Raw genomic sequence first — 22,868 nt, 5'->3', positions numbered from 1 at the left:
GGGTCCGCCTGCGCACCCTGGCCGAGCGCCGGGGCGCCGCGGCCGGGCAGGCCGTCCGGGCCGGAGGGGCCGGACGGCAGCGGGCGCTGCTGGCGCGGCGTCGGGCCGACCCCGCGCGGGGCCTTGCTCGGCGTGGCGCCGGGGCGCTGGCCGCGGCGGTCGCCGGAGTTGGTGACGTCCACCGGGAGCATGACCAGCGCGGTGGTGCCGCCGGAGTCGCTGGGGCGCAGCTGGATCCGGATGCCGTGGCGCAGCGACAGGCGACCGACCACGAAGAGGCCCATGCGGCGGGAGACCGAGACGTCCACCGTCGGCGGGTTGGCCAGACGCTCGTTGATCTCCGCCAGGTCGTCGGGGGAGAGGCCGATGCCGGTGTCGTGGATCTCGATCAGCACCCGGCCGTCCGGCAGCGCGTGACCGGTGACCCGGACCCGGGTCTGCGGGCTGGAGAACGAGGTCGCGTTCTCCAGCAGCTCGGCGAGCAGGTGGACGAGGTCGTTGACGACCCGGCCGGCGACCTCGGCCGAGGGCACGGAGGCCAGTTCGATGCGCTCGTACTGCTCCACCTCGGAGGCGGCGGCGCGCAGCACGTCGACCAGCGGGACCGGGCGGGTCCACCGGCGACCGGGGTCCTCACCCGCGAGGACCAGCAGGTTCTCACCGTTGCGGCGCATGCGGGTGGCGAGGTGGTCCAGCTTGAAGAGGCTGGCCAGCTGGTCCGGGTCGGCCTCGCGGCTCTCCAGCTCGGAGATCAGCGAGAGCTGGCGCTGGATCAGGCCCTGGCTGCGGCGCGACAGGTTGGTGAACATCGAGTTGATGTTGCCTCGCAGCAGCGCCTGCTCGGCGGCCAGGCGGACCGCCTCGCTGTGCACCATGTCGAAGGCGTGCGCCACGTGGCCGATCTCGTCGGTCGAGTCGACGCCGACCGGCTCGACCGTGACGTCGACGTCGTGCGGGTCGGCCTCGGAGAGCGTCTTGACCAGCTCGGGCAGCCGCCGCTCGGCGACGTCCTCGGCCGCGGTCTGCAGCTTGGTCAGCGAGCGCACCATCGAGCGGGCCACCAGGGCGGCGCCGAGGACGGCGAAGAGCAGCACCAGCGCGACCACGACACCGTTGACGATGGCGTCGTTGTCGGCGGCCGACTGCAGCGACTGGGCCTTGCCCTTGAGCTCGTCCAGCAGCTGGTTCTCGATCGCCCGCTCGTTGGTGATGCGGACGCTGGACTGGTCGTACCAGTCCTTGTAGGAGCGCACGTCGGCCTGCTTGATGCCGTTGGCCTGCAGCACCTGGGTGGCGAACCGGTCGGAGAGGTTGATCTCCGGGTTGTACGCGAGCCGGGCGAGCAGCTTCTGGGCGTCGGCGAAGCCGTAGATCGAGTTGAAGTTGGTGGCCGCGTTCTCGTACGCGGTGCGCAGACGGAAACCGAAGCTCTGGTCCGAGGGGCTCAGGTCGGCGCCGCCGGGACGGGCCAGCGCGGCGCTGATCAGCGCGCGCTGCATCGAGCTGCTCTCCTTCTCGGTGGAGAACTGCTGCAGCGCTCGGGTGGCCTTGACCAGGTCCGGGTTGGAGGACGCCAGCGCGATGTCCTGGCTGATCGAGAGCAGGTCCTTGATGATCGTGTCGTACGACGCGACCGTGGCCTCGATGTTGTCCGGCTGGGTGTACGCGTTGTTGCGGAACTGCGAGAGCAGCTCCATGTCCTTGCGCACCTGCATGAGCAGCGAGTTGCCGCCGGACAGGTCCAGGTTGTCGAACGAGTCGGCACGGGCGTTGTAGGCCTTGCTGACGTCGTCGGTGGTCTTGCGCGCGGCGGTGACCTCGTCGTCCTGCTGGCCCGGGAACTTGGTCAGCGGGCCGGCGCTGACGTCGCGCTCGGTCTCCAGCGCGTCGGCCAGCGCGGTGGCCTTCACCGCCAGGTCGCTCAGGTTGGCCATCTGGGCCAGCTGCTGCGAGCTCTGCATCGAGGTGTTGATGCGCAGGCCGCCGAAGACCAGCGCGACCACCACGGGGAGCAGCAGCAGCGCGATCAGGCGGGTGCGGATGCGCCAGTTGCGCATCCGCAGCCGGCCCAGACCGGTGGCCCGGCGCCTGGTCAGTGAACTGCGCAACCGTGCCCGGCGGCTCGCGTCGCCCTGGTCCGGCGTGACGGTGTCGCCCTCGGGCGCCCCGTTGCTGAGCCGGTCGCCCGTGGCGGGGTCCGGCTCCGACTGGTGGGGGGCACCGAGGGGCTCGGTCGCCGGAGCGCTGCCTGCGGCGCCGCTACCCCTTTTGAAACGTCCCTGCACTGGCGTCGCAACCTCTGGACCGGGCGCCCCTCCGCGTCGCCGCGGACGGAGCGGTGTCGAGTTCGATTTCGGCACACCCGGCTGATCCGGGAATGCACACGTGCCGCCGTGGGTAGCCCCTGTGCACCGCACTGGTGCCCGGGCGGTCGTTCGACGCGGTGCGGGGCGGCGGCGGTGCCAAGGAGGGTTCTCCTCCGGCGGTTCGTGGCATTCCAGCACAGCGTGGGAACTCCAACAAGGGGCAGGGGTGCGGCCGGTGCTGTGCTACCGACCGCGCGCAGCACCTCACGGACGGTGCGACATGGGGCGCGAATACGGCGCTTTTCGGACACTTGGCCACCGAGCGTCCGGAACTCACCCCTCTGGCGTGTTCCCGATATGCCTCGTCCGTCCGGTTTGTCGGAATTTACTTCTTGGGTGAAATATCCCGATTGCGGCCTCCGCCCGGGAAATTGTGAGCAAACTCACAGGCCAATGTGTAGCTTTGGTCACGGTCTCTGTGAAATGCGGTCCCTACCCTGGCTCGTTGTACAGAGCCCCCCTTTCACGACGACACCGAGGTGTAGAAGCGATGTCCCAGACGCCGGCCAAGTCGGTCACCAGGTCCACGCTCGGCTCCCGCTCGACCGCGAACCCGCGCCGGACGACCCTGGCCTCGCTGGAGGACTTCAGCCAGCTGCCCGGTGCCCGCACCGCCACGGAGCAGGTCGAGTACGCCGAGGAGCTGCCGCGCAGCACCGCCAACCCGCGGCGCACCCGCCTGATGACGCTGCCGGAGCAGCAGCAGGCCTGATCGTCGCGCGGCCCGGACGGCCGCGGACCGCGTGGGGCGCCGTCACCACTGGTGGCGGCGCCCCTCGCGTGTGACCCGGGCGATAGCCTGGAGCCCAAACGACCCCGGACCGGAAAGGTCGCGCAGCGTGCGTATTGCCAGGTTCTCTGTCCTTGAGGGGAGCGCCGCTGCCGGCAGCGTCTCCTTCGGCGTGGTCGAGGGGGACCCGACCCGACCCGACTCGCTGGTGCTGCACGCCATGGCCGGCCACCCGTTCGGCACCCCCCAACTGACCGGCGAGACCTACCGCTGGAACCAGGTGCGGCTGCTCACCCCGATGCTGCCCTCCAAGATCGTCGCGGTCGGGCGCAACTACGCCGCCCACGCGGCCGAGCTGGGCAACGAGGTGCCCGCGGTGCCGCTCACCTTCTTCAAGCCCTCCACCGCGGTGATCGGCCCGACCGAGTCGATCGCCTACCCGCCCTTCTCCTCGGACGTGCAGCACGAGGCGGAGCTGGCCGTGGTGATCGGCCGGATGTGCCGCGAGGTGCCGGTGGACCGGGTCCCCGAGGTGGTCTTCGGCTACACCTGCGCCAACGACGTGACCGCCCGGGACGTGCAGCAGCGCGAGGGCCAGTGGGCCCGCGCCAAGGGCTTCGACACCTCCTGCCCGCTCGGGCCGTGGATCGAGACCGAGCTGGACCCGTCCGACCTGGCGATCACCTGCACGGTCAACGGCGAGCTGCGCCAGACCGGCCGCAGCTCGCTGATGCTGCGCGGCGTCCCGGAGCTCGTCGCGCACATCTCCGAGGCCATGACGCTGCTCCCGGGCGACGTCATCCTCACCGGCACCCCCGCGGGTGTCGGCCCCCTGAACGTCGGCGACGAGGTCGCCGTCTCCATCGAAGGCATCGGCACTCTCGCCAACAAGGTGATCAAGCGTGGCTAACGAGCAGCACACTGGCGGCTCCACCGCGGACCCGGCCGTCCGGGTCCGCTTCTGTCCCTCCCCGACCGGCAACCCGCACGTCGGCCTGGTCCGCACCGCCCTCTTCAACTGGGCCTTCGCCCGGCACAACGGCGGCACCCTGGTGTTCCGGATCGAGGACACCGACGCGGCCCGCGACTCCGAGGAGTCGTACAACCAGCTGCTGGACGCGATGCGCTGGCTGGGCTTCGACTGGGACGAGGGTCCCGAGGTCGGCGGCCCGCACGCGCCGTACCGGCAGTCCCAGCGGATGGACGTCTACGCCGACGTGGCCCGCCGGCTGCACGAGGCCGGCCACGCCTACGAGTGCTTCTGCAGCACCGAGGAGCTGGACGCGCGCCGCGAGGCGGCCCGCGCCAACGGCCTGCCGTCCGGCTACGACGGTCTGTGCCGCACCCTGACCGACGAGCAGAAGGCGGTCTACCGCGCCGAGGGCCGGCAGCCGATCCTGCGCTTCCGGATGCCCGACCGGACGATCGTCTTCGAGGACCTGGTCCGCGGCACGCTCAGCTTCGAGCCGAAGGACGTGCCGGACTACGGCCTGGTCCGGGCCAACGGCGCCCCGCTGTACACCCTGGTCAACCCGGTGGACGACGCCCTGATGGGCATCACCCACGTGCTGCGCGGCGAGGACCTGCTCTCCTCGACCCCGCGTCAGATCGCGCTGTACGCGGCGCTGGCCGAGATCGGCGTCGGCAGCGGCACCACGCCGCGGTTCGGCCACCTGCCGTACGTGATGGGCGAGGGCAACAAGAAGCTCTCCAAGCGCGACCCGCAGGCCAGCCTGAACCTCTACCGGGAGCGCGGCTTCCTGCCCGAGGGCCTGCTCAACTACCTCGCGCTGCTGGGCTGGTCGCTCTCCGAGGACCGCGACCGGTTCTCCATGGACGAGCTGGTGGCGGCCTTCGACATCGGCAAGGTGAACGCCAACCCGGCCCGCTTCGACCTGAAGAAGTGCGAGTCGATCAACGCGGACCACCTGCGGATGCTGGCGCCGGAGGACTTCGTCCAGCGCCTGGTCCCGTACCTGCAGGCGCCCGGCCTGCTGCCGGCCGAGCCCGACGCGGCTCAGCTGGAGCTGCTGCGCAAGGCCGCCCCGCTCACCCAGGAGCGCATGGTGGTGCTCTCCGAGGTGGTCGACATGCTCGGCTTCCTGTTCGTCGACCCGGCCGCGTTCGCGCTGAACCCGGAGGACGCGGCCAAGGTGCTGACCGCCGACGCCCGGCCGGTGCTGGAGGCCAGCATCAAGGCGCTGGAGGAGCTGGCGGACTTCGGTCCGGAGCCGATCCAGGCCACGCTGCGCGAGGCGCTGGTGGAGGGCCTGGGCATCAAGCCCAAGTTCGCCTTCACGCCGCTGCGGGTGGCCGTCACCGGCCGCCGGATCTCGCCGCCGCTCTTCGAGTCGATGGAGCTGCTCGGCCGCCCCGAGACGCTGCGCCGCCTCACCCTGGCACTGGCGGCCCTGCCGGCCGCCTGAGCCGCCCCGGGCCTGGTCACCGCGCCCCCGCGTGACCAGGCCCGCCGGGCCCGCCCGGCCTGCCTGCGGTTATCGATTTTGGAGCGGGGCCACGCGTCGGGTAATGTTCTTTCTGCGCCGCCCGGGAGGGAACGGAGAGGAACCAGAAGCCTCACCGAGACCCACCACGCGGAGCACGGCGCGATCATCGAGCAAGACCCCGCAGGGGGTTGCGTTCTGATGGGGTATGGTGTAATTGGCAGCACGACTGATTCTGGTTCAGTTAGTCTAGGTTCGAGTCCTGGTACCCCAGCGCAGTACCGCAGTTCAGTAGTACCGCAAGCCCCCGTTGTGTAGCGGCCTAGCACGCTGCCCTCTCACGGCAGTAGCGCCGGTTCGAATCCGGTCGGGGGTACGCAATGCAGGGTGTTGGCGACAACACATCAATTGCATAGCAGGAGCCCCCGTTGTGTAGCGGCCTAGCACGCTGCCCTCTCACGGCAGTAGCGCCGGTTCGAATCCGGTCGGGGGTACCAGATCCTTCATCAGTCACCATCCGGACGCACCCTCCCCGAGGGGCCGGGTCCCGGAGGCGACGAAGCTGGATCACCAAGTTTGCCCCCGTTGTGTAGCGGCCTAGCACGCTGCCCTCTCACGGCAGTAGCGCCGGTTCGAATCCGGTCGGGGGTACGAGCAGGTCAGCCGGTGGAGCCCAGGCAACTGGAGCCATCGGCTGATTGCTGTGGGGTATGGTGTAATTGGCAGCACGAGTGATTCTGGTTCATTTAGTCTAGGTTCGAGTCCTGGTACCCCAGCCACCAGCAAGGCAAGCCTCCGGTCCGTCCGGGGGCTTTCTGCTTTTCCCGGCCCGTTCCCGCCCGGCCGGAGAATGCCCCGGGACATGCCCGCGGCGGCGCTCGAAGGGCCGCGCACCGGATGTCGGTGCGCGGCCCCGTGGTGCGGTCGGACGATCGGCTCAGCCGCGGCGCAGCGCGTCGGTGAGCCGGTTGGCGGCCTCGATGATGGCCTGGGCGTGCAGCCGGCCCGGGTGGCGGGTGAGGCGCTCGATCGGCCCGGAGACCGAGACGGCGGCCACCACGCGGTTGGAGGGCCCGCGCACGGGCGCGGAGACCGAGGCCACGCCCGGCTCCCGCTCGCCGATCGACTGGGCCCAGCCGCGGCGGCGCACGCCGCTCAGCGCGGTGGCGGTGAACCGGGCGCCCTGCAGGCCGCGGTGCAGCCGCTCGGGCTCCTCCCAGGCGAGCAGCACCTGGGCCGCGGAGCCGGCCTTCATCGGCAGCGTGGAGCCGACCGGGACGGTGTCCCGCAGGCCGGAGAGCCGCTCGGCGGCGGCCACGCAGATCCGCATCTCGCCCTGGCGGCGGTAGAGCTGGGCGCTCTCCCCGGTGACGTCGCGCAGGTGGGTCAGGACCGGGCCCGCGGTGGCGAGCAGCCGGTCCTCGCCCGCGGCGGCGGAGAGCTCGGCGAGTCGGGGGCCGAGGATGAACCGGCCCTGCATGTCCCTGGTGACCAGGCGGTGGTGTTCGAGTGCGACGGCGAGTCGGTGGGCGGTGGGCCGCGCCAGGCCGGTGGCGGCGACCAGCCCCGCCAACGTGGCGGGGCCCGACTCCAGTGCGCTCAGCACCAGAGCGGCCTTGTCGAGAACGCCGACGCCGCTAGAGTTGTCCATACGCCGATACTGCAGTCTCAGTGGGCGAGACGCAAGTTCAATCTTCGGGGAAACCCGGCACCCTGGGTGGAGAAGCCCGGGAGAACCCCGGGAAAACGGGCACCCCACGACCACGATCAGGCCGGCAGAGCGGCCGGCTGGAGGGAACGCGATGGGACGGACACTGGCAGAGAAGGTCTGGGACGACCACGTCGTCCGGCGCGCCGAGGGCGAGCCCGACCTGCTCTACATCGACCTGCACCTGTTGCACGAGGTCACCAGCCCGCAGGCCTTCGACGGTCTCCGGCTGGCCGGTCGCCCGGTCCGCCGGACCGATCTGACGATCGCGACCGAGGACCACAACACGCCGACCCTCGACATCGACAAGCCGATCGCCGACCCGGTGTCCAAGGTGCAGCTGGAGACCCTGCGCCGCAACGCCGCCGAGTTCGGGGTCCGGATCCACTCGCTGGGCGACGTGGAGCAGGGCGTCGTCCACGTGGTGGGCCCGCAGCTGGGACTGACCCAGCCCGGCATGACCGTGGTCTGCGGCGACTCCCACACCTCCACCCACGGCGCCTTCGGCGCGCTGGCCTTCGGCATCGGCACCAGCCAGGTCGAGCACGTGCTGGCCACCCAGACGCTGCCGCTGGCCCCGTTCAAGACCATGGCGATCACGGTCGAGGGCGAGCTGCCCGAGGGCGTCACCGCCAAGGACCTGATCCTGGCGATCATCACCAAGATCGGCACCGGCGGCGGCCAGGGCTACGTCCTGGAGTACCGCGGTTCGGCGATCCGGAGCCTGTCCATGGAGGCCCGGATGACCATCTGCAACATGTCGATCGAGGCGGGCGCCCGGGCCGGCATGATCGCCCCGGACCGGACCACCTTCGACTACCTGCAGGGCCGTCCGCACGCCCCGCAGGGCGAGGACTGGGACGCGGCCGTCGCCTACTGGTCGACCCTGGCCACCGACGAGGACGCGGTGTTCGACGCCGAGGTCTTCATCGACGCGAACGCGCTGACCCCGTTCGTCACCTGGGGCACCAACCCGGGCCAGGGCGCGCCGCTCGGCGCCTCGGTGCCGGACCCGGCCTCGTTCGAGGACCCGCAGGAGCGGATCGCCGCCGAGAACGCGCTGGCGTACATGGGCCTGGAGGCCGGCACCCCGCTGCGCGAGGTGAAGGTCGACGCGGTCTTCGTCGGCTCCTGCACCAACGGCCGGATCGAGGACCTGCGGGCCGCCGCGGCCGTCCTGGACGGCCGCCAGGTCGCCGACGGGGTGCGGATGCTGGTCGTCCCCGGCTCGGTGCGGGTCGCCCTGCAGGCGGTCGAGGAGGGCCTGGACAAGGTCTTCACCGCCGCCGGCGCCGAGTGGCGCCACGCGGGCTGCTCGATGTGCCTGGGCATGAACCCCGACCAGCTGGCCCCCGGCGAGCGCTGCGCCTCCACCTCGAACCGCAACTTCGAGGGCCGCCAGGGCAAGGGCGGCCGCACCCACCTGGTCTCCCCGCAGGTCGCCGCCGCCACCGCGGTGCTGGGCCACCTGGCCTCGCCCGCCGACCTGTCGACCGCCAACGTTCCCGTGGAGGCCTGAGCCATGGAGAAGTTCACCACCCACACCGGTCGGGCCGTCCCGCTGCGCCGCAGCAATGTGGACACGGACCAGATCATCCCCGCCCATTGGCTCAAGAAGGTCACCCGGTCGGGTTTCGAGGACGGTCTGTTCGAAGCCTGGCGCAAGGACGAGTCGTTCATCCTGAACCGGCCCGAGCGGCGGGGGGCGACCATCCTGGTGGCCGGACCTGAGTTCGGTACCGGATCGTCCCGCGAGCACGCGGTCTGGGCGCTGCAGAACTACGGCTTCCAGGCCGTCATCTCCTCGCGGTTCGCCGATATCTTCCGCGGCAACTCGCTGAAGAACGGCCTGCTGACGGTGGTGCTGCCGCAGCAGACGGTGGATCAGCTCTGGGCGCTGACCGAGGCCGACCCGAACGCCGAGATCACCGTGGACCTGGAGGCGCGCGAGGTGCGCGCCGAGGGCGTGGTGGCTCCGTTCGAACTGGACGAGAACCTGCGTTGGCGCCTGCTCAACGGGCTGGACGACATCAGCATCACGCTGCAGAACGCGGACGACATCGACGCGTTCGAAGCCCGTCGGCCCTCGTTCAAGCCCCGGACGCAGCCGGTCGCCTGACCCCGGCGCATTCCGAAGGCCCGTTCCCGCGACGCGGGGGCGGGCCTTCATCCGTTGCGGGGGGCAGTTCACTCCTGACTGGGTGTGAGGATCTGCCATCAGCTGTGGTGGACAAGGACAACGTGATTTGTCGGAAGACGGGCCCCGCGCGTCGCAACTCTGAGTAGATGGCACAATCTAGGCATGCACCGGCACCATGAACCTCCGTACGCGGGCGGCGATCCCGCGTCGTCGGAGTTCACGGACCGGGAAGCCGGGAGTCGAATTGACGACCGGCCCGACGGCGATCCCGCGGCCGACCCGCTCGGCGAGGGATCGGACGACCCGGAAGTCGCGGCGCTCTATGCCCTTGTCGCAGAGCGGTTGAAGCTGGCTCACGCCCGCGTGCGCGCGCTGCACGCGTCGGCGGAGGCAAAGACCGCCCTCACCCGGCAGCTGTTGATCGTCACCGAGACCGCCAAGCGCGATCTCCCGGAGGCGGCGCGGCGGTTGAGTCGCTTTGTGCAGGAGCTCGACGAGGGGCATCCGCCCCTCGGCTGAGGTCGCAGACGCGCAAATCCATTGCGACACTAGGGTGATTCGCGCGTTTGGTAATTGAAAGTCCGCAAATACATGCCTAACGTGCGAATTGAACGGATGGAATCATCCGGCGCCCGTTTCTGAAGGGGAAGACGTGAACAAGGCTCAGCTTGTCGAAGCGGTGGCCGAGCAGCTGGGTGGTCGCAAGGCTGCCGCAGAGGCCGTCGACGCAGTGCTCGACACCATGGTGCGTGCCGTCGTGGCCGGTGACCGGGTCTCGGTCACCGGGTTCGGCACCTTCGAGAAGGTGGAGCGCTCCGCGCGCTTCGCCCGCAACCCGCAGACCGGCGAGCGGGTCAAGGTCAAGAAGACCTCGGTGCCCCGCTTCCGTCCCGGCCAGGGCTTCAAGGACCTGGTCAGCGGCAGCAAGAAGCTGCCGAAGGACGGCCCCTCGGTGAAGAAGGCCCCCAAGGGCTCGCTCACCCCGGGCAAGTCGGGTGTCGCCGCCACCGCCGCCGCCAAGCGGGCCGCCACCAAGCGGGCCGCCGCTGCGGCCGCCGAGGCCCCCGCCAAGAAGGCCGCCGCGAAGAAGGCGACCACCACCGCGAAGAAGGCGGCCACCACCGCCAAGACCACGGCGGCCAAGACCACCGCGGCCAAGAAGGCGACCACCACCGCGAAGAAGGCGGCCACCACCGCCAAGACCACCGCGGCCAAGAAGACCACCACGGCCAAGGCGACCGCCGCCAAGACCACGGCGGCCAAGAAGACCGCTCCGGCGAAGAAGACCACCACCCGCAAGACCACGGCCCGCAAGACCGCCGCGAAGTAATCGCGCGGCCGCACCGGCCAACTGGTGGTCCGTCAGGACCGAAGCACGTCGCCGCGGCGGCCCGCTCCCCGATCACCCGGGGGCGGGCCGCCGCGGCGTTCGCGTGCGGGGCGGGCCCGCTGAGGCGGGATCGGCTGACCCGGCCTCAGGCCTCAGTCCTCGGCGGGGTCCGGGAAGGTCTGCAGGGTGACGAAGACCACCCGGCGCTGCCCGCCCTCGCCGGACACCCGGATCCGCACCCGCTGACCCGGTCGGAGCAGCCGCAGCCCACCGGCGTCGAAGGCGGCCGCGTCGAACGGCACCGGGGTGCCGTCGTCGAGGAGGACCGAGCCCTCGTGGGTGGCGGGGTCGAAGGTGAACGCGGTGGCCTGCATGGGCCTCAGCATAGGACGCGCGCGGCCGCCCCGAGGAGGCGCCTGGACCCGTGCGGCCGCGGCCGCACGGGTGTGCGGGCCGACCCCGAGCGCCAGCGCGTCCGCCAGGTCCGCGCCGGTGTCCACGTCCCGGCGCACCGAGGGCACGTCGGCCAGGACGAGTTCGCGGGCCCCGCCGGCCTCGTGCCGCTGTCGGGAGGCGCCGCCGAAGGCCGGTGCCAGCGCCCGGCCGCCGTCGACGGCCAGCAGCGTGGTGCCGGACCCCGGAGCGTCGGCCAGGAACGCCCGCCCGGCGCCCGCGGCGGCGGCCAGCACCCGGGTCAGCTCCGCGGTCCGCAGCGCCGGCAGGTCGGCCGACAGCGCGGCCAGGGGCGTGCCGGGGCGCAGCCGCCGCGCGTGCGCGGCGCCGTGCGACAGTGCGGGGTTGAGCCCGCCGCCCGGTTCGTCGGGCACCAGCACGGCGCCCAGGGCGGCCAACCGCTCGCCGGCCTCCGGGTCCTGGGAGACCACCAGGACCTGGGCCACCAGCGGGCTGGCCAGCGCGGCGGCCACCGTGTCCAGCGCGAAGGCCAGCGCGAACTCGCCGCGACGCGCCCCGGCGAACGGCGCCAGCCGGCTCTTGGCCCGGGCCAGCGGCTTCACCGGCACGACCAGGCTCCAGGTGTCGTGCGGGGGGCGTACGGTGTGCTGGGTCATCGGCGCCATTCTCCCGCCGGGCCGTCCGGCTCCGCCAGGGTGCCCCCGTGCGAGGATGACCCGCGACTGCTTTCTCGCGCACCGCGTCCGCGCGCGCGAATCCCGCGCCCACACCGCGGCACCCCACGTGCCGCAGCACACGAGGAGGACCTGGGGTGGCCCGCCGCTCGTACGCCTTCGGCAACGCCGACTACGGGATCTGGTACCGCTTCGCCGCGGTGCTGGTGAAGCCGGTGAACGCCGCGCTGGCCAAGCCGGAGTGGCACGGCTGGGAGCACCTCCCCAAGGAGGGCGGCTTCCTGGTGGCGGTGAACCACAACTCGGTGATCGACCCGGTGCTGTACGCCCACTGGCAGTACAACAGCGGCCGGCCGCCGCGGATCCTGGGCAAGTCCTCGCTGTTCAAGGTGCCGTTCATCGGCTTCATGCTGCGCAAGACCGGCCAGATCCCGGTCTACCGCGACAGCACCGACGCCGCGCAGGCGTTCCGGGCCGCGATCGCCGCGATCGAGAACGGCCAGGCGGTCCAGTTCTACCCGGAGGGGACCATCACCCGGGACCCGCAGCTGTGGCCGATGGAGGGCAAGAGCGGGGCGGCCCGGGTGGCGCTGATGACCGGTGCGCCGGTGATCCCGGTGGCGCACTGGGGCGCCCACGAGATCATCCCGCCGTACGGCAAGGGCCTGGGCGGGAAGCCGGCCAAGGTGAGCCTGTTCCCGCGCAAGAAGGTCGTCGTGTCGGCCGGCCCGCCGGTGGACCTGAGCCGCTTCCAGGGGCAGGAGATCACCGCGCAGGTGCTCCGCGAGGCCACCGAGGAGATCATGGCCGCGATCACCTCGGTGCTGGAGGAGATCCGCGGCGAGAAGGCCCCCGCCGAGCGCTACGACCTGCGCCGGGCGCGGGCCGAGCAGGCCGCCGCCCAGCAGGCCGGGTCGGCCGCGCCGGTCGGGGAGCCCGGGGCCGAGAAGACCGGGGAGGAGTCCCGATGACCCGCTGCGCCGTCTTCGGCACCGGCTCCTGGGGCACCCCGTTCGCCATGATCCTGGCCGACGCCGGGTGCGAGGTGGCGCTCTGGGGCCGCCGCAAGGAGCTGGTGGAGACCATCGCCGCCACCCGCACCAACCCCGAGTACCTGCCCGGGATCGTGCTGCCCGACGCGGTCCGGCCGACCGCCGACGCGGCCACCGCGCTGGCCGGCGCCGACTTCGCGGTGCTCGCGGTGCCGTCCCAGACGCTGCGCGAGAACCTGGCCGCCTGGGCGCCGCTGATCGGCCCGCAGACCGTGCTGGTCTCGCTGATGAAGGGCATCGAGCTGGGCACCGCCAAGCGGATGACCGAGGTGATCCGGGAGGTCGCCGGGGTCGGCGAGGACCGGGTCGCGGTGGTCTCCGGACCCAACCTGGCGCCCGAGATCGCCAAGCGGCAGCCGGCCGCCAGCGTGGTGGCCTGCACCGACGAGCAGGTCGCCCGGCGGCTGCAGCAGGCCTGCCACACCCCGTACTTCCGTCCCTACACCAACACCGACGTGGTCGGCTGCGAGCTGGGCGGCGCGGTGAAGAACGTGATCGGCCTGGCGGTCGGGATGGCCGACGGGATGGGCCTGGGCGACAACACCAAGGCCACCCTGATGACCCGTGGGCTGGCCGAGATCACCCGGTTGGGGGTGGCGCTGGGCGCCGACCCGCTGACCTTCGCGGGCCTGGCCGGCATGGGCGACCTGGTGGCCACCTGCTCCTCGCCGCTCTCCCGCAACCACACCTTCGGCGTCAACCTGGGCCGGGGCATGACGCTGGAGCAGACCATCGCGGCCACCAGGCAGACCGCGGAGGGCGTGAAGTCCTGCGAGTCGGTGCTCGACCTGGCCCGGCGCAACGGCGTCGAGATGCCGATCGTCGAGGCGGTGGTGGACGTGGTGCACAACGGCCGCCCGACGCAGGCGGTGCTCAAGGACCTGATGGCCCGTGCGGCCAAGCCCGAGCGGCGCTGACCGGGAACCGCGGGTCCGTGGAACCGAACGGTTCGCACGGTAGTCTCCCTCTCGATATGAGCAACGAACCGACCTCCCCGAACCAGGCGGCCAAGCCGCGCGTGGCCATCGTCTTCGGCGGCCGCTCCTCCGAGCACGGTGTCTCGGTCGTCACCGCGGCCAGCGTGCTGCGCTCGATCGACCGGACCAAGTACGAGGTGCTGCCGGTCGGCATCACCCACGAGGGCCGCTGGGCCCTGGTCAGCGACGAGCCGAGCCGGATGGCGATCACCGACGGCCGGATGCCGGACGTCGACCAGGTCGCCGACTCCGCCGAGGGCCAGCTGGCGCTGCCCGCCAGCCCCGCCTCCCGCGAGGTGGTCTGGAGCGAGCCCGGCGCCGCGCCCAAGGTGCTCGGCGAGGTGGACGTGGTGCTGCCGCTGCTGCACGGCCCGTGGGGCGAGGACGGCACCGTCCAGGGCCTGCTGGAGCTGTCCGGGGTGCCGTACGTCGGCTCCGGCGTGCTGGCCAGCGCGGTCGGGATGGACAAGGAGTACACCAAGCGGGTGCTGGAGTCCTTCGGGCTCGGCGTCGGCCCGTACACCGTGGTCCGCCCGCGCGACTGGGAGAGCGCCGAAGGGCGCGAGCAGGCCCGGGAGCGGATCGCGGCGCTGGGCCTGCCGGTCTTCGTCAAGCCCTGCCGGGCCGGCTCCAGCATCGGGATCACCAAGGTCAAGGACGCGGCCGGGCTGGACGCGGCGATCGAGGAGGCCCGCCGGCACGACCCGAAGGTGATCGTCGAGGCGATGCTGGAGGGCCGCGAGATCGAGTGCGGCGTGCTGGAGTTCGAGGACGGTCCGCGGGCCAGCCTGCCGGCCGAGGTGCTGGTCGGCGAGGGCTTCGAGTTCTACGACTTCGAGGCCAAGTACATCGACTCCTCCGAGGTGCGGATCCCGGCCGAGCTGACCGACCCGGAGACCGCGGAGATCCGCCGCCAGGCGGTGGCCGCGTTCGAGGCGCTCAGCTGCGAGGGCCTGGCCCGGGTGGACTTCTTCCGGCTCACCGACGGCCGCTGGGTGATCAACGAGATCAACACCATGCCCGGCTTCACCCCGATCTCGGCCTACCCGAAGATGTGGGAGGCCACCGGCGTGCCCTACGCCGAGCTGATCGACCGGCTGCTGCAGGCGGCGCTGCGCCGCTCCACCGGCCTGCGCTGAGCGCCCGTCCGGGCGCCGGGGCAGCCCGCAGGCGCCGCACCCGCTCGGGTGCGGCGCCGGGCCGGGCACCTACAGGTGCACCACCGGACAGGTCAGCGTCCGGGTGATTCCCTCGACCTGCTGGATCTGGGCGACCACCAGCCGCCCCAGGTCGTCCACCGACGCCGCCTCGGCCCGCACGATCACGTCGTAGGGCCCGGTCACGTCCTCCGCCTGCACCACTCCGTCGATCTTGGAGATGGTTTCGGCGACGGCGCTGGCCTTGGCGACCTCGGTCTGGATCAGGATGTATGCCTGTACCACGGATGACCTCCCTGCGGCTGGGGGTGGCAGTCCTGAGGAGCAGCGGCACGGCCCGCACGGGGAACCGGGTGGCGGCGGGCGCGCCGCGAAGACTGGATCACCACGCTACCGCGCGGTTGCCCCGGGAGGGGAGACCCCGGGCGGGGCGGTGGGCGTACGCTTCGCGCGGGGCGCGCACGCGCGCGGAGCTCGGCGGCCCCGCGTCGGCACACTCGGAGAGGACGGCAGATGCAGGGGACCGTGGGCGAGCTCGGCGAGTTCGGACTCATCCGGGAGCTCACCGCCCGGTTGCCGCAGACCCCCGCGGTGGAACTCGGCCCCGGGGACGACGCGGCCGTGGTGTCCGCGCCGGACGGGCGGGTGGTGGCCACCACCGACGTGCTGATCGAGGGCCGGCACTTCCGCCGCGACTGGTCCACCGCCTACGACGTGGGCCGCAAGTCCGCCGCGCAGAACCTGGCCGACATCGCCGCGATGGGCGCCGTCCCCACCGCCCTGCTGCTCGGCCTGGTGGTCCCGGCCGACCTGCCCACCACATGGGCGACCGAGCTGATGGACGGGCTGCGCGACGAGTGCCAGGTGGCCGGCGCCGCCGTGGCCGGCGGCGACGTGGTGCGCGGCGAGACCATCACGCTGGCCATCACCGCCCTCGGCGACCTGCAGGGCCGTGCCCCGGTCACCCGCTCCGGCGCCCAGCCGGGCGACGTGGTGGCGGTGACCGGCTGGCTGGGCTGGTCGGCCGCCGGCCTGACCGTGCTGGCCCGCGGCTTCCGTTCGCCCCGCGCCTTCGTGGAGGCGCACCGGCGCCCGGAGCCGCCGTACCACGCCGGACCGGCCGGGGCGGAGCTGGGCGCCACCTCGATGATCGACGTGAGCGACGGGCTGGTGGCCGACCTCGGCCACGTCGCCGCCGCGAGCGGGGTGGACATCGACCTGAAGGCCGCCGACTTCGACGTGCCGGCCCAGATGGCCGACATCGGCCAGGCGGTCGGGGTGGACCCGCTGGTCTGGGTGCTCTCCGGCGGCGAGGACCACGCGATCGCCGCCACCTTCCCGGCCGGCGCGCAACTGCCGGCCCGCTGGCGGGTGGTCGGCACGGTGACCGGCGCGAGTCGACCAGGTGCCAAGGGCAAGGTGACGGTGGACGGCGCGCCCTGGGATCGGACGGCCGGCTGGGACCACTTCGCCGAGTAGCCTGTGGCCCATGCGTATCGGCGTGCTGACCAGTGGTGGTGACTGTCCCGGCCTGAACGCGGTGATCCGCTCGGTGGTGCACCGGGGGCTGGACGTGCACGGGGACGAGATCCTCGGGATCGAGGACGGCTTCCTCGGGCTGATCGAGGGTCGGGCCCGGGTGATCGGCCACGACGACGTCACCGGTCTGCTCACCCTGGGCGGCACCGTGCTGGGCTCGGCCCGGGTGCAGCGCGAGCGGATCCGCTGGGCGGTGGAGCACGCCGAGGAGCTGGCCGGCCACCTCGGCATCGACGCGCTGATCGCGATCGGCGGCGAGGGCACGCTGACCGCCGCCAAGCTGTTCAGCGACGCCGGGCTGCCGGTGGTCGGAGTGCCCAAGACCATCGACAACGACATCGACGCCACCGACGTCACCTTCGGCTTCGACACCGCGGTGCACGTGGCCACCGAGGCGATCGACCGGCTGAAGACCACCGCCGAGTCGCACCAGCGGGTCATGGTGGTCGAGCTGATGGGCCGTCACACCGGCTGGATCACGCTGACCGCGGGGATGGCGGGCGGCGCGCACGGGATCCTGATCCCGGAGAAGCCGTTCGACATCGAGCAGGTCGCCCGGATGATCGAGGAGCGTTTCGACCGGGGCAAGAAGTTCGCCATCATCGCGGTGGCCGAGGGCGCGAAGCCGGCCGTCGGCACCATGCGGTTCGACCACGGCGGGGTGGACCAGTTCGGCCACCAGACCTTCGGCGGGATCGGCACCCGGCTGGCCCACGAGCTGGAGGACCTGCTCGGCAAGGAGGCCCGCCCGGTGATCCTCGGCCACACCCAGCGCGGCGGCACCCCCACCGCCCGGGACCGGGTGCTGGCCACCCGGTTCGGCTGGCACGCGGTGGAGGCCGTGCACAAGGGCGCCTTCGGGCACTTCACCGCGCTGCGCGGCAACGACATCCAGCTGGTCCCGGTGGCCGACGCGGTGACCCGGCTGAAGACCGTGCCGCCGGACCGCTGGGCGGAGTCGGAGGCCGTGCTCTGAGCCGCCCGGCCGGGACCGCTAGGTTGGTGCCCATGGCTCAGCAAGCACCCCCCCGCGTCCTGACCGTGGCCGGCTCCGACTCCGGCGGCGGCGCCGGCATCCAGGCCGACCTGAAGACCATGCTCGCGCTCGGCGTGCACGGGATGAGCGTGATCACCGCCGTCACCGCGCAGAACTCGCTCGGTGTCCAGGGCTACTGGGAGCTGCCGGCCGAGGCGGTGCGGGCCCAGTTCACCAGCGTGGTGGACGACATCGGGGTGCAGGCCGTGAAGACCGGCATGCTGGCCTCGATCGAGCTGGTGGAGACGGTGGCCGAGCTGCTCGGCGGGCTGTCCGCGCCGGTGGTGGTCGACCCGGTCGGGGTCTCCAAGCACGGCGACGCGCTGCTGGCCGCCGAGGCGGTGGCCACGGTGCGGGAGCGGCTGCTGCCGCGGGCCACGCTGGCCACCCCCAACCTGCACGAGGTGGCCCAGCTGACCGGGATCACCGTGCTGGAGGAGGGCGAGATGCGCCCGGCCGCCGACGCGCTGCTGGAGCTCGGGCCGCGCTGGGTCCTGGTCAAGGGCGGCCACCTGCCGGGCGAGGCGGCGGACCTGCTGGCCGGCCGGGACGGCGAGGAGTACTGGTACCGCAGCCCGCGCTACGACAACCGGCACACCCACGGCACCGGCTGCACGCTGGCCAGCGCGATCGCGGCCGAACTGGCCAAGGGCCTGGAGGTGCCGCAGGCGGTGGCGGCGGCCAAGGAGTACGTCACCGGGGCGATCCGCGGCGGCTTCGCGCTCGGCGGCGGGATCGGGCCGGTGGACCACGGCTGGAAGCTGCGCGGCTGAGCCGCGGGGCGGCCCCGGGCCGCCCCCGCCGGCGCCGGAATGCCGAAGAGCCGGTCCACCCCCTCAGGGATGGACCGGCTCCTCGGTAGAGGACCGGCGCACCGGTCTGCGCGTCAGCGCGAGACCTTACCGGCCTTGATGCACGAGGTGCACACGTTGAGCCGCTTCGGCGTCCGCCCGATCACAGCGCGCACCGTCTGGATGTTGGGGTTCCAACGACGGCGGGTACGGCGGTGCGAGTGGGAGATGTTGTTGCCGAAGCCCGGCCCCTTGCCGCAGACGTCGCAGTTGGCAGCCACAGGAGTCACTCCAAGACTTCAGAATCATTTACGTTCGAAAACCCCGGCTGATCCACCTGGGCCACTCGACGTGGACCTGATCGGGTCAAGGGGGAAGCCCGGGTTGTTCCGGGCAACCGGAGCAGCATACAACGACCGCTCCGGTCTCACGAAACTACCATGTCCGAGCGGTTGACCGCTGCGAGCGGCCCGCTCGCCCCGGCGCGCGGACAAGGTGCCCGGGCCCCGATAGCCTGCCCAGCAGGCCCCGCCCGTTCCCGTCGCGTTCACCTGGAGGAGACCCGGTGCTGGAGACGCTCGACGCCCCCGCCGTCCGCACCTGGTGCCGCCTCGCGCTGTCCGCACTCGGCCAGGCCCGCGAGGAGATCGACGCGCTGAACGTCTACCCGGTGCCGGACGGGGACACCGGGACCAACCTCTACCTGACCGTGGAGTCCGCCACCGCCGCCGTCGAGCGCTGCTTCGAGGCCGGCGCCGAGCCCGCGCTGCCCGCCACCGCGAAGGCGATGGCCACCGGGGCGCTGGTGGGGGCGCGCGGCAACTCCGGGGTGATCCTGGCCCAGCTGCTGCGCGGGGTGGCCGAGGTACTGGCCGAGCGGGGCGGCGGTCCCGAGGCGCTGCAGGCCGCGCTGACCAGGGGCGCCGAGTCCGCCTACCAGGCGGTCGCCGAGCCGGTCGAGGGCACCCTGCTGACGGTGGCCGCGCGGGCCGCCGAGAGCGCCGGGCAGGCCCCGGGCACCCTGGCCGAGGTGGCCGCCAGCGCGCACCGCAGCGCCCGCGGGGCGCTGCTGCGCACTCCCGAGCAGCTCTCGGTGCTGGCCCGGGCCGGGGTGGTGGACGCCGGCGGGCGCGGGCTGGTGGCGGTGCTCGGCGCGCTGGCCGACGCGGTGGCCGGACAGCAGCCGATGGGGCCGGTCGCGCTCGGCGAGGACCTGCCCGTGGCGCACGCCTCCTGCGAGGAGCCGGAGCGGCTGCCCGGCCACCCGGCCTTCGAGGTGATCTACCTGCTGGACGCCCCGCCGACCGCGCTGCCGGCCCTGCGCGAGTCGCTGGCGGCGCTCGGCGACTCACTGGTGATCGGCGGCGGCGACGGGCTGTGGAACGTCCACGTGCACGTCGACGACGCGGGGGCCGCCGTGGAGGCCGGCGTGGTGGCCGGGCGCCCGCACCAGATCCGGATCACCCACTTCGCCGAGGCCGCCGCCCGGGCCGGCCTGCGCCCCGGCCCGGCGGAGGCCCCGGCCGAGCGGGTGGTGCTCAGCGTGGTCACCGGGGCCGGCCTGGTCGAGCTGTGCCGCGAGGCGGGCGCCGCGGTGCTGGCCGCCGACCCGGACGCGCCGCCGTCCAGCGCCGAGCTGGCCGAGGCGGTCCGCCGGTGCGCGGCCCGGGAGGTGATCCTGCTGCTCAACGACCCCGAGCTGCGGGCCGGCGCCGGCGCCGCGGCCGACCAGCTGCGCGAGGAGGGGCTGCGGATCGCGGTGCTGCCCACCCGCTCCCCGGTGCAGGGCCTGGCCGCGCTCGCGGTGCACGAGGCGGGCCGGCGGTTCGACGAGGACGTGGTGGCGATGACCTCCGCGGCCGGCGCCACCCGGTACGCCGAGCTCGCGGTGGCCGAGGGGCAGTCCTGGACCATGGCCGGGGTCTGCCAGGCCGGCGACGTGCTCGGCCTGATCGACGGCGACGTGGCGGTGATCGGGCCCGGGATCGCCGAGACCGGCGCCGAGGTGCTCTCCCGGATGCTGGCGGCCGGCGGCGAGCTGGTCACCCTGGTGCTCGGCGAGGGCGCCGACCCGGAGCTGGCCGAGGTGCTGGTGGCGCACGCCCGGCGGCAGCGCCCGGAGGTGGACACCGTGGTCTTCGCCGGCGGCCAGGAGAGCGCGCCGCTGCTCATCGGCGTCGAGTAGCGGGCGCTGTCCCCTCCGTGGTGTTCCATTGGGTCTGATGGCTGCTCTCGACGAACCCCTGACCAAGCTGGTCGGCCCGCGCACCGCCAAGGCCCTGGCCGACGGCCTGAAGCTGCACACGGTCTCCGACCTGCTGCACCACTACCCGCGCCGGTACGCCGAGCGCGGCCAGCTGACCAGCCTGGACGAGCTGGAGGTGGACGAGCACGCCACCGTGCTGGCCCGGATCGAGAAGGTCACGCTGATCCCGTTCCGCGGCCGCAAGGGCGACCGGCTGGAGGTGATCGTCACCGACGGGCGGGCCCGGCTCACCCTGGTCTTCTTCAACCAGGGCTGGCGGCAGAAGGAGCTGCGCCCGGGCGCCCAGGGCCTGTTCGCCGGCAAGGTGGGCGTCTTCAACCGGACTCGCCAGCTGGCCTCGCCGGACTACCAGCTGCTGGACGAGGAGGAGGGCTCGGACGCCGCGGAGCAGTTCGCCGGCCGGCTGATCCCGGTCTACCCGGCCAGCGCCCAACTGCCCAGCTGGAAGTTGGCGCTGGCGGTGCAGACCGCGCTGGACAAGCACCTGTCCGACGTCGGCGAGCCGCTGCCCGCCGCGCTGCGCGCCGAGCGCGGCCTGAGTCCGCTGCCGGAGGCCCTGGAGCTGATCCACCGGCCCCGCAACCAGGCCGAGTTGGAGCGGGCCAAGGAGCGGCTGCGGTGGGACGAGGCGTTCGTGCTGCAGGTCGCGCTGGCCCAGCGCCGGGCCGCCGCCGCGGCCTCGCCGGCGGTGCCGCGGGCGCGGGTCGCGGGCGGGCTGCTGGACGCCTTCGACGCCAAGCTGCCGTTCACCCTGACGCAGGGCCAGCAGCGGGTCTGCGCCGACCTGTTCGCCGACCTGGCCACCGCGCACCCGATGCACCGGCTGCTGCAGGGCGAGGTCGGCTCCGGCAAGACCCTGGTGGCGCTGCGCGCGATGCTCGCCGTGGTGGACGCCGGCGGGCAGGCCGTGCTGCTGGCCCCCACCGAGGTGCTGGCCCAGCAGCACCACCGGTCGATCGTGGAGATGATGGGGGAGTTGGCCGAGGGCGGCATGCTCGGCGGCTCCGACCTGGGCACCAAGGTGGCGCTGCTGACCGGCTCGATGGGCACCGCGGCCCGCCGCCAGGCGCTGCTCGACATGGCCTGCGGCGACGCCGGGATCGCGATCGGCACCCACGCGCTGATCGAGGACAAGGTGCAGTTCCAGGACCTCGGCCTGGTCGTGGTGGACGAGCAGCACCGGTTCGGGGTGGAGCAGCGGGACGCGCTGCGGGCCAAGGGCGGCCAGCCGCCGCACCTGCTGGTGATGACCGCCACCCCGATCCCGCGCACGGTGGCGATGACGGTCTTCGGCGACCTGGAGACCTCGGTGCTGGACCAGCTGCCGGCCGGCCGCTCGCCGATCTCCACCCACGTGGTGCCGGCCCTGGAGAAGCCCAACTTCCTGGTGCGGGCCTGGGAGCGGGTCCGCGAGGAGGTGGCCAAGGGGCACCAGGCCTACGTGGTCTGCCCGCGGATCGGCGACGAGGAGGCGGAGAAGCCGAAGAAGCGCCGGGCGGCCGAGGAGGATCCGGAGGAGCCCGGCACGGACCGGGGCGCGGAGAGCGACGAGCGCCGCCCGCCGCTGAGCGTGGTGGAGACGGCGGAGCAGCTGGTCCGCGGCCCGCTGGCCGGGCTGCGGGTGGAGATCCTGCACGGCCGGCTGGCCCCGGAGGCCAAGGACGAGGTGATGCGCCGGTTCGCGGCCGGCCGGGTGGACGTGCTGGTCGCCACCACGGTGATCGAGGTCGGGGTGAACGTGCCCAACTCCACCGCGATGGTGATCATGGACGCCGACCGGTTCGGTGTCTCCCAGCTGCACCAGCTGCGCGGCCGGGTCGGCCGCGGCAGCGCGCCGGGCCTGTGCCTGCTGGTCAGCGAGATGCCGGCGGGCAGTGCCGCGCGGGCCCGGCTGGACGCGGTGGCGGCCACCCTGGACGGCTTCGAGCTGTCCCGGATCGACCTGGAGCAGCGCCGCGAGGGCGACGTGCTGGGCCAGGCCCAGTCCGGGGTGAAGTCCTCGCTCAAGGTGCTCTCGGTGCTGGAGGACGAGGAGGTGATCGCGGCCGCCCGCGAGGAGGCCGCCGCGCTGGTCGCCGCCGACCCGGAGCTGACGGAGCACCAGGAGCTGCGCGCGGAGCTGGCGGGCCTGCTCGACGCGGACCGCGCGGCCTACCTGGAGAAGGGCTGAGCGGGAGCCGTCCGGCGCCCCGGTTGTCAGTACCCCAAGAGAGAATGAAGGTGTTCAGGGCGCACCTCAAGGAG

19 protein-coding genes, 5 tRNA genes and 1 pseudogene are annotated in these 22,868 nt (G+C 72.8%); 20 read left to right on the top strand and 5 right to left on the bottom strand.

Going from position 1 to position 22,868, the window contains the following annotated elements; genetic code table 11:
• Positions 1–2,108 (bottom strand): nitrate- and nitrite sensing domain-containing protein (locus ACFW1A_RS11125; RefSeq protein WP_380407438.1); only part of this gene is annotated, 2,108 nt, incomplete at its 3' end.
• Positions 2,109–2,856: 748 nt separating this feature from the next.
• Here ACFW1A_RS11125 and ACFW1A_RS11120 point away from each other — a divergent pair.
• From ACFW1A_RS11120 to ACFW1A_RS11085, 8 genes are all read left to right on the top strand, one after another.
• The gene (locus tag ACFW1A_RS11120) at positions 2,857–3,078 is read left to right on the top strand and encodes a hypothetical protein (RefSeq protein ID WP_380407436.1); all 222 of its coding nucleotides are present in this window, start codon (positions 2,857–2,859) and stop codon (positions 3,076–3,078) included.
• 127 nt (positions 3,079–3,205) lie between these two features.
• Entirely contained in the window at positions 3,206–4,006 is an 801-nt protein-coding gene (locus ACFW1A_RS11115; protein ID WP_380407434.1) for a fumarylacetoacetate hydrolase family protein, read from the top strand.
• Positions 3,999–5,522, top strand: a complete 1,524-nt coding sequence (gene gltX / locus ACFW1A_RS11110) for a glutamate--tRNA ligase (RefSeq protein WP_380407432.1) — start codon at positions 3,999–4,001, stop codon at positions 5,520–5,522. The genes ACFW1A_RS11115 and gltX overlap by 8 nt, the downstream gene beginning before the upstream one ends.
• Before the next feature lie 220 nt (positions 5,523–5,742).
• Positions 5,743–5,814, top strand: a tRNA-Gln gene (locus tag ACFW1A_RS11105).
• Positions 5,815–5,843: 29 nt separating this feature from the next.
• Positions 5,844–5,916 (top strand) — tRNA-Glu (locus ACFW1A_RS11100).
• A gap of 45 nt (positions 5,917–5,961) precedes the next feature.
• Positions 5,962–6,037: transfer RNA gene (locus tag ACFW1A_RS11095), tRNA-Glu, on the top strand.
• Positions 6,038–6,118: 81 nt separating this feature from the next.
• A tRNA-Glu gene (locus ACFW1A_RS11090) sits at positions 6,119–6,191 on the top strand.
• Between the two features lie 53 nt (positions 6,192–6,244).
• Positions 6,245–6,319 (top strand) — tRNA-Gln (locus ACFW1A_RS11085).
• 158 nt (positions 6,320–6,477) lie between these two features.
• On the opposite strand, the gene ndgR is transcribed toward ACFW1A_RS11085, so the two are convergent.
• Positions 6,478–7,191 carry an IclR family transcriptional regulator NdgR gene (gene ndgR, locus ACFW1A_RS11080; protein ID WP_380407430.1) on the bottom strand — a complete coding sequence of 238 codons (714 nt, stop codon included), beginning with the start codon at positions 7,189–7,191 and terminating at the stop codon, positions 6,478–6,480.
• A 151-nt stretch (positions 7,192–7,342) separates the two neighbouring features.
• Between ndgR and leuC the strand changes: the two genes are divergently transcribed.
• The 4 genes from leuC to ACFW1A_RS11060 all read left to right on the top strand — a co-directional run bounded on the left by leuC (position 7,343) and on the right by ACFW1A_RS11060 (position 10,718).
• Entirely contained in the window at positions 7,343–8,767 is a 1,425-nt protein-coding gene (leuC, locus tag ACFW1A_RS11075; protein WP_380407428.1) for a 3-isopropylmalate dehydratase large subunit, read from the top strand.
• 3 nt (positions 8,768–8,770) lie between these two features.
• Positions 8,771–9,367 (top strand): 3-isopropylmalate dehydratase small subunit, encoded by a 597-nt coding sequence (leuD, locus tag ACFW1A_RS11070; protein ID WP_380407426.1) that lies wholly within the window; start codon positions 8,771–8,773, stop codon positions 9,365–9,367.
• Positions 9,368–9,550: 183 nt separating this feature from the next.
• Positions 9,551–9,907 (top strand): hypothetical protein, encoded by a 357-nt coding sequence (locus ACFW1A_RS11065; protein ID WP_380407424.1) that lies wholly within the window; start codon positions 9,551–9,553, stop codon positions 9,905–9,907.
• 133 nt (positions 9,908–10,040) lie between these two features.
• Entirely contained in the window at positions 10,041–10,718 is a 678-nt protein-coding gene (locus ACFW1A_RS11060; protein WP_380407422.1) for an HU family DNA-binding protein, read from the top strand.
• Positions 10,719–11,146: 428 nt separating this feature from the next.
• Here the strand turns inward: ACFW1A_RS11060 and cofC are convergent.
• Positions 11,147–11,788: pseudogene (gene cofC / locus ACFW1A_RS11055) on the bottom strand (2-phospho-L-lactate guanylyltransferase); the annotation flags it as partial.
• Between the two features lie 155 nt (positions 11,789–11,943).
• On the opposite strand from cofC, the gene ACFW1A_RS11050 reads away from it, so the two are divergent.
• The 3 genes from ACFW1A_RS11050 to ACFW1A_RS11040 are packed head-to-tail and all read left to right on the top strand — an operon-like array spanning position 11,944 to position 14,974.
• On the top strand, positions 11,944–12,777 hold the full coding sequence (locus tag ACFW1A_RS11050; RefSeq protein ID WP_380407420.1) for a lysophospholipid acyltransferase family protein: 834 nt from the start codon (positions 11,944–11,946) through the stop codon (positions 12,775–12,777).
• On the top strand, positions 12,774–13,775 hold the full coding sequence (locus ACFW1A_RS11045; RefSeq protein ID WP_380407418.1) for an NAD(P)H-dependent glycerol-3-phosphate dehydrogenase: 1,002 nt from the start codon (positions 12,774–12,776) through the stop codon (positions 13,773–13,775). Before ACFW1A_RS11050 ends, ACFW1A_RS11045 begins: the two co-directional genes overlap by 4 nt.
• Before the next feature lie 56 nt (positions 13,776–13,831).
• Positions 13,832–14,974 carry a D-alanine--D-alanine ligase family protein gene (locus tag ACFW1A_RS11040; RefSeq protein WP_380407416.1) on the top strand — a complete coding sequence of 381 codons (1,143 nt, stop codon included), beginning with the start codon at positions 13,832–13,834 and terminating at the stop codon, positions 14,972–14,974.
• Between the two features lie 69 nt (positions 14,975–15,043).
• On the opposite strand, the gene ACFW1A_RS11035 is transcribed toward ACFW1A_RS11040, so the two are convergent.
• Entirely contained in the window at positions 15,044–15,277 is a 234-nt protein-coding gene (locus ACFW1A_RS11035; protein ID WP_380407414.1) for an Lrp/AsnC family transcriptional regulator, read from the bottom strand.
• A gap of 228 nt (positions 15,278–15,505) precedes the next feature.
• Here ACFW1A_RS11035 and ACFW1A_RS11030 point away from each other — a divergent pair, with 228 nt between their 5' ends.
• From ACFW1A_RS11030 to thiD, 3 genes are read left to right on the top strand one after another with little or no spacing between them, the layout of a single operon-like run.
• Positions 15,506–16,471 carry a thiamine-phosphate kinase gene (locus ACFW1A_RS11030; RefSeq protein ID WP_380407412.1) on the top strand — a complete coding sequence of 322 codons (966 nt, stop codon included), beginning with the start codon at positions 15,506–15,508 and terminating at the stop codon, positions 16,469–16,471.
• 10 nt (positions 16,472–16,481) lie between these two features.
• On the top strand, positions 16,482–17,507 hold the full coding sequence (locus ACFW1A_RS11025; RefSeq protein WP_380407410.1) for a 6-phosphofructokinase: 1,026 nt from the start codon (positions 16,482–16,484) through the stop codon (positions 17,505–17,507).
• Positions 17,508–17,539: 32 nt separating this feature from the next.
• Positions 17,540–18,340: a bifunctional hydroxymethylpyrimidine kinase/phosphomethylpyrimidine kinase gene (gene thiD / locus ACFW1A_RS11020; RefSeq protein ID WP_380407408.1), complete on the top strand. Its 801-nt coding sequence runs from the start codon at positions 17,540–17,542 to the stop codon at positions 18,338–18,340.
• A 113-nt stretch (positions 18,341–18,453) separates the two neighbouring features.
• Here the strand turns inward: thiD and rpmB are convergent, their stop codons facing one another.
• Positions 18,454–18,639 carry a 50S ribosomal protein L28 gene (gene rpmB / locus ACFW1A_RS11015; protein WP_035846000.1) on the bottom strand — a complete coding sequence of 62 codons (186 nt, stop codon included), beginning with the start codon at positions 18,637–18,639 and terminating at the stop codon, positions 18,454–18,456.
• Between the two features lie 284 nt (positions 18,640–18,923).
• On the opposite strand from rpmB, the gene ACFW1A_RS11010 reads away from it, so the two are divergent.
• Positions 18,924–20,543: a DAK2 domain-containing protein gene (locus tag ACFW1A_RS11010; protein ID WP_380407406.1), complete on the top strand. Its 1,620-nt coding sequence runs from the start codon at positions 18,924–18,926 to the stop codon at positions 20,541–20,543.
• Between the two features lie 37 nt (positions 20,544–20,580).
• On the top strand, positions 20,581–22,794 hold the full coding sequence (recG, locus tag ACFW1A_RS11005; protein WP_380407404.1) for an ATP-dependent DNA helicase RecG: 2,214 nt from the start codon (positions 20,581–20,583) through the stop codon (positions 22,792–22,794).
• The last annotated feature ends 74 nt before the right edge of the window (positions 22,795–22,868 follow it).

The organism is Kitasatospora sp. NPDC058965, assembly GCF_042741245.1.
Classification (GTDB): Bacteria; Actinomycetota; Actinomycetes; order Streptomycetales; family Streptomycetaceae; genus Kitasatospora.
This window is presented reverse-complemented; position numbering and strand designations above follow the sequence as displayed.

What these genes read in the sequence shown, in the direction of transcription:
- ACFW1A_RS11120 (WP_380407436.1), top strand. Translation starts at nt 2,857, where the DNA reads ATGTCCCAGACGCCGGCCAAGTCGGTCACCAGGTCCACGCTCGGCTCC.
- ndgR (WP_380407430.1), bottom strand. Translation starts at nt 7,191, where the DNA reads ATGGACAACTCTAGCGGCGTCGGCGTTCTCGACAAGGCCGCTCTGGTG.
- leuC (WP_380407428.1), top strand. Translation starts at nt 7,343, where the DNA reads ATGGGACGGACACTGGCAGAGAAGGTCTGGGACGACCACGTCGTCCGG.
- leuD (WP_380407426.1), top strand. Translation starts at nt 8,771, where the DNA reads ATGGAGAAGTTCACCACCCACACCGGTCGGGCCGTCCCGCTGCGCCGC.
- ACFW1A_RS11065 (WP_380407424.1), top strand. Translation starts at nt 9,551, where the DNA reads ATGCACCGGCACCATGAACCTCCGTACGCGGGCGGCGATCCCGCGTCG.
- ACFW1A_RS11045 (WP_380407418.1), top strand. Translation starts at nt 12,774, where the DNA reads ATGACCCGCTGCGCCGTCTTCGGCACCGGCTCCTGGGGCACCCCGTTC.
- ACFW1A_RS11040 (WP_380407416.1), top strand. Translation starts at nt 13,832, where the DNA reads ATGAGCAACGAACCGACCTCCCCGAACCAGGCGGCCAAGCCGCGCGTG.
- ACFW1A_RS11030 (WP_380407412.1), top strand. Translation starts at nt 15,506, where the DNA reads ATGCAGGGGACCGTGGGCGAGCTCGGCGAGTTCGGACTCATCCGGGAG.
- ACFW1A_RS11025 (WP_380407410.1), top strand. Translation starts at nt 16,482, where the DNA reads ATGCGTATCGGCGTGCTGACCAGTGGTGGTGACTGTCCCGGCCTGAAC.
- thiD (WP_380407408.1), top strand. Translation starts at nt 17,540, where the DNA reads ATGGCTCAGCAAGCACCCCCCCGCGTCCTGACCGTGGCCGGCTCCGAC.
- recG (WP_380407404.1), top strand. Translation starts at nt 20,581, where the DNA reads ATGGCTGCTCTCGACGAACCCCTGACCAAGCTGGTCGGCCCGCGCACC.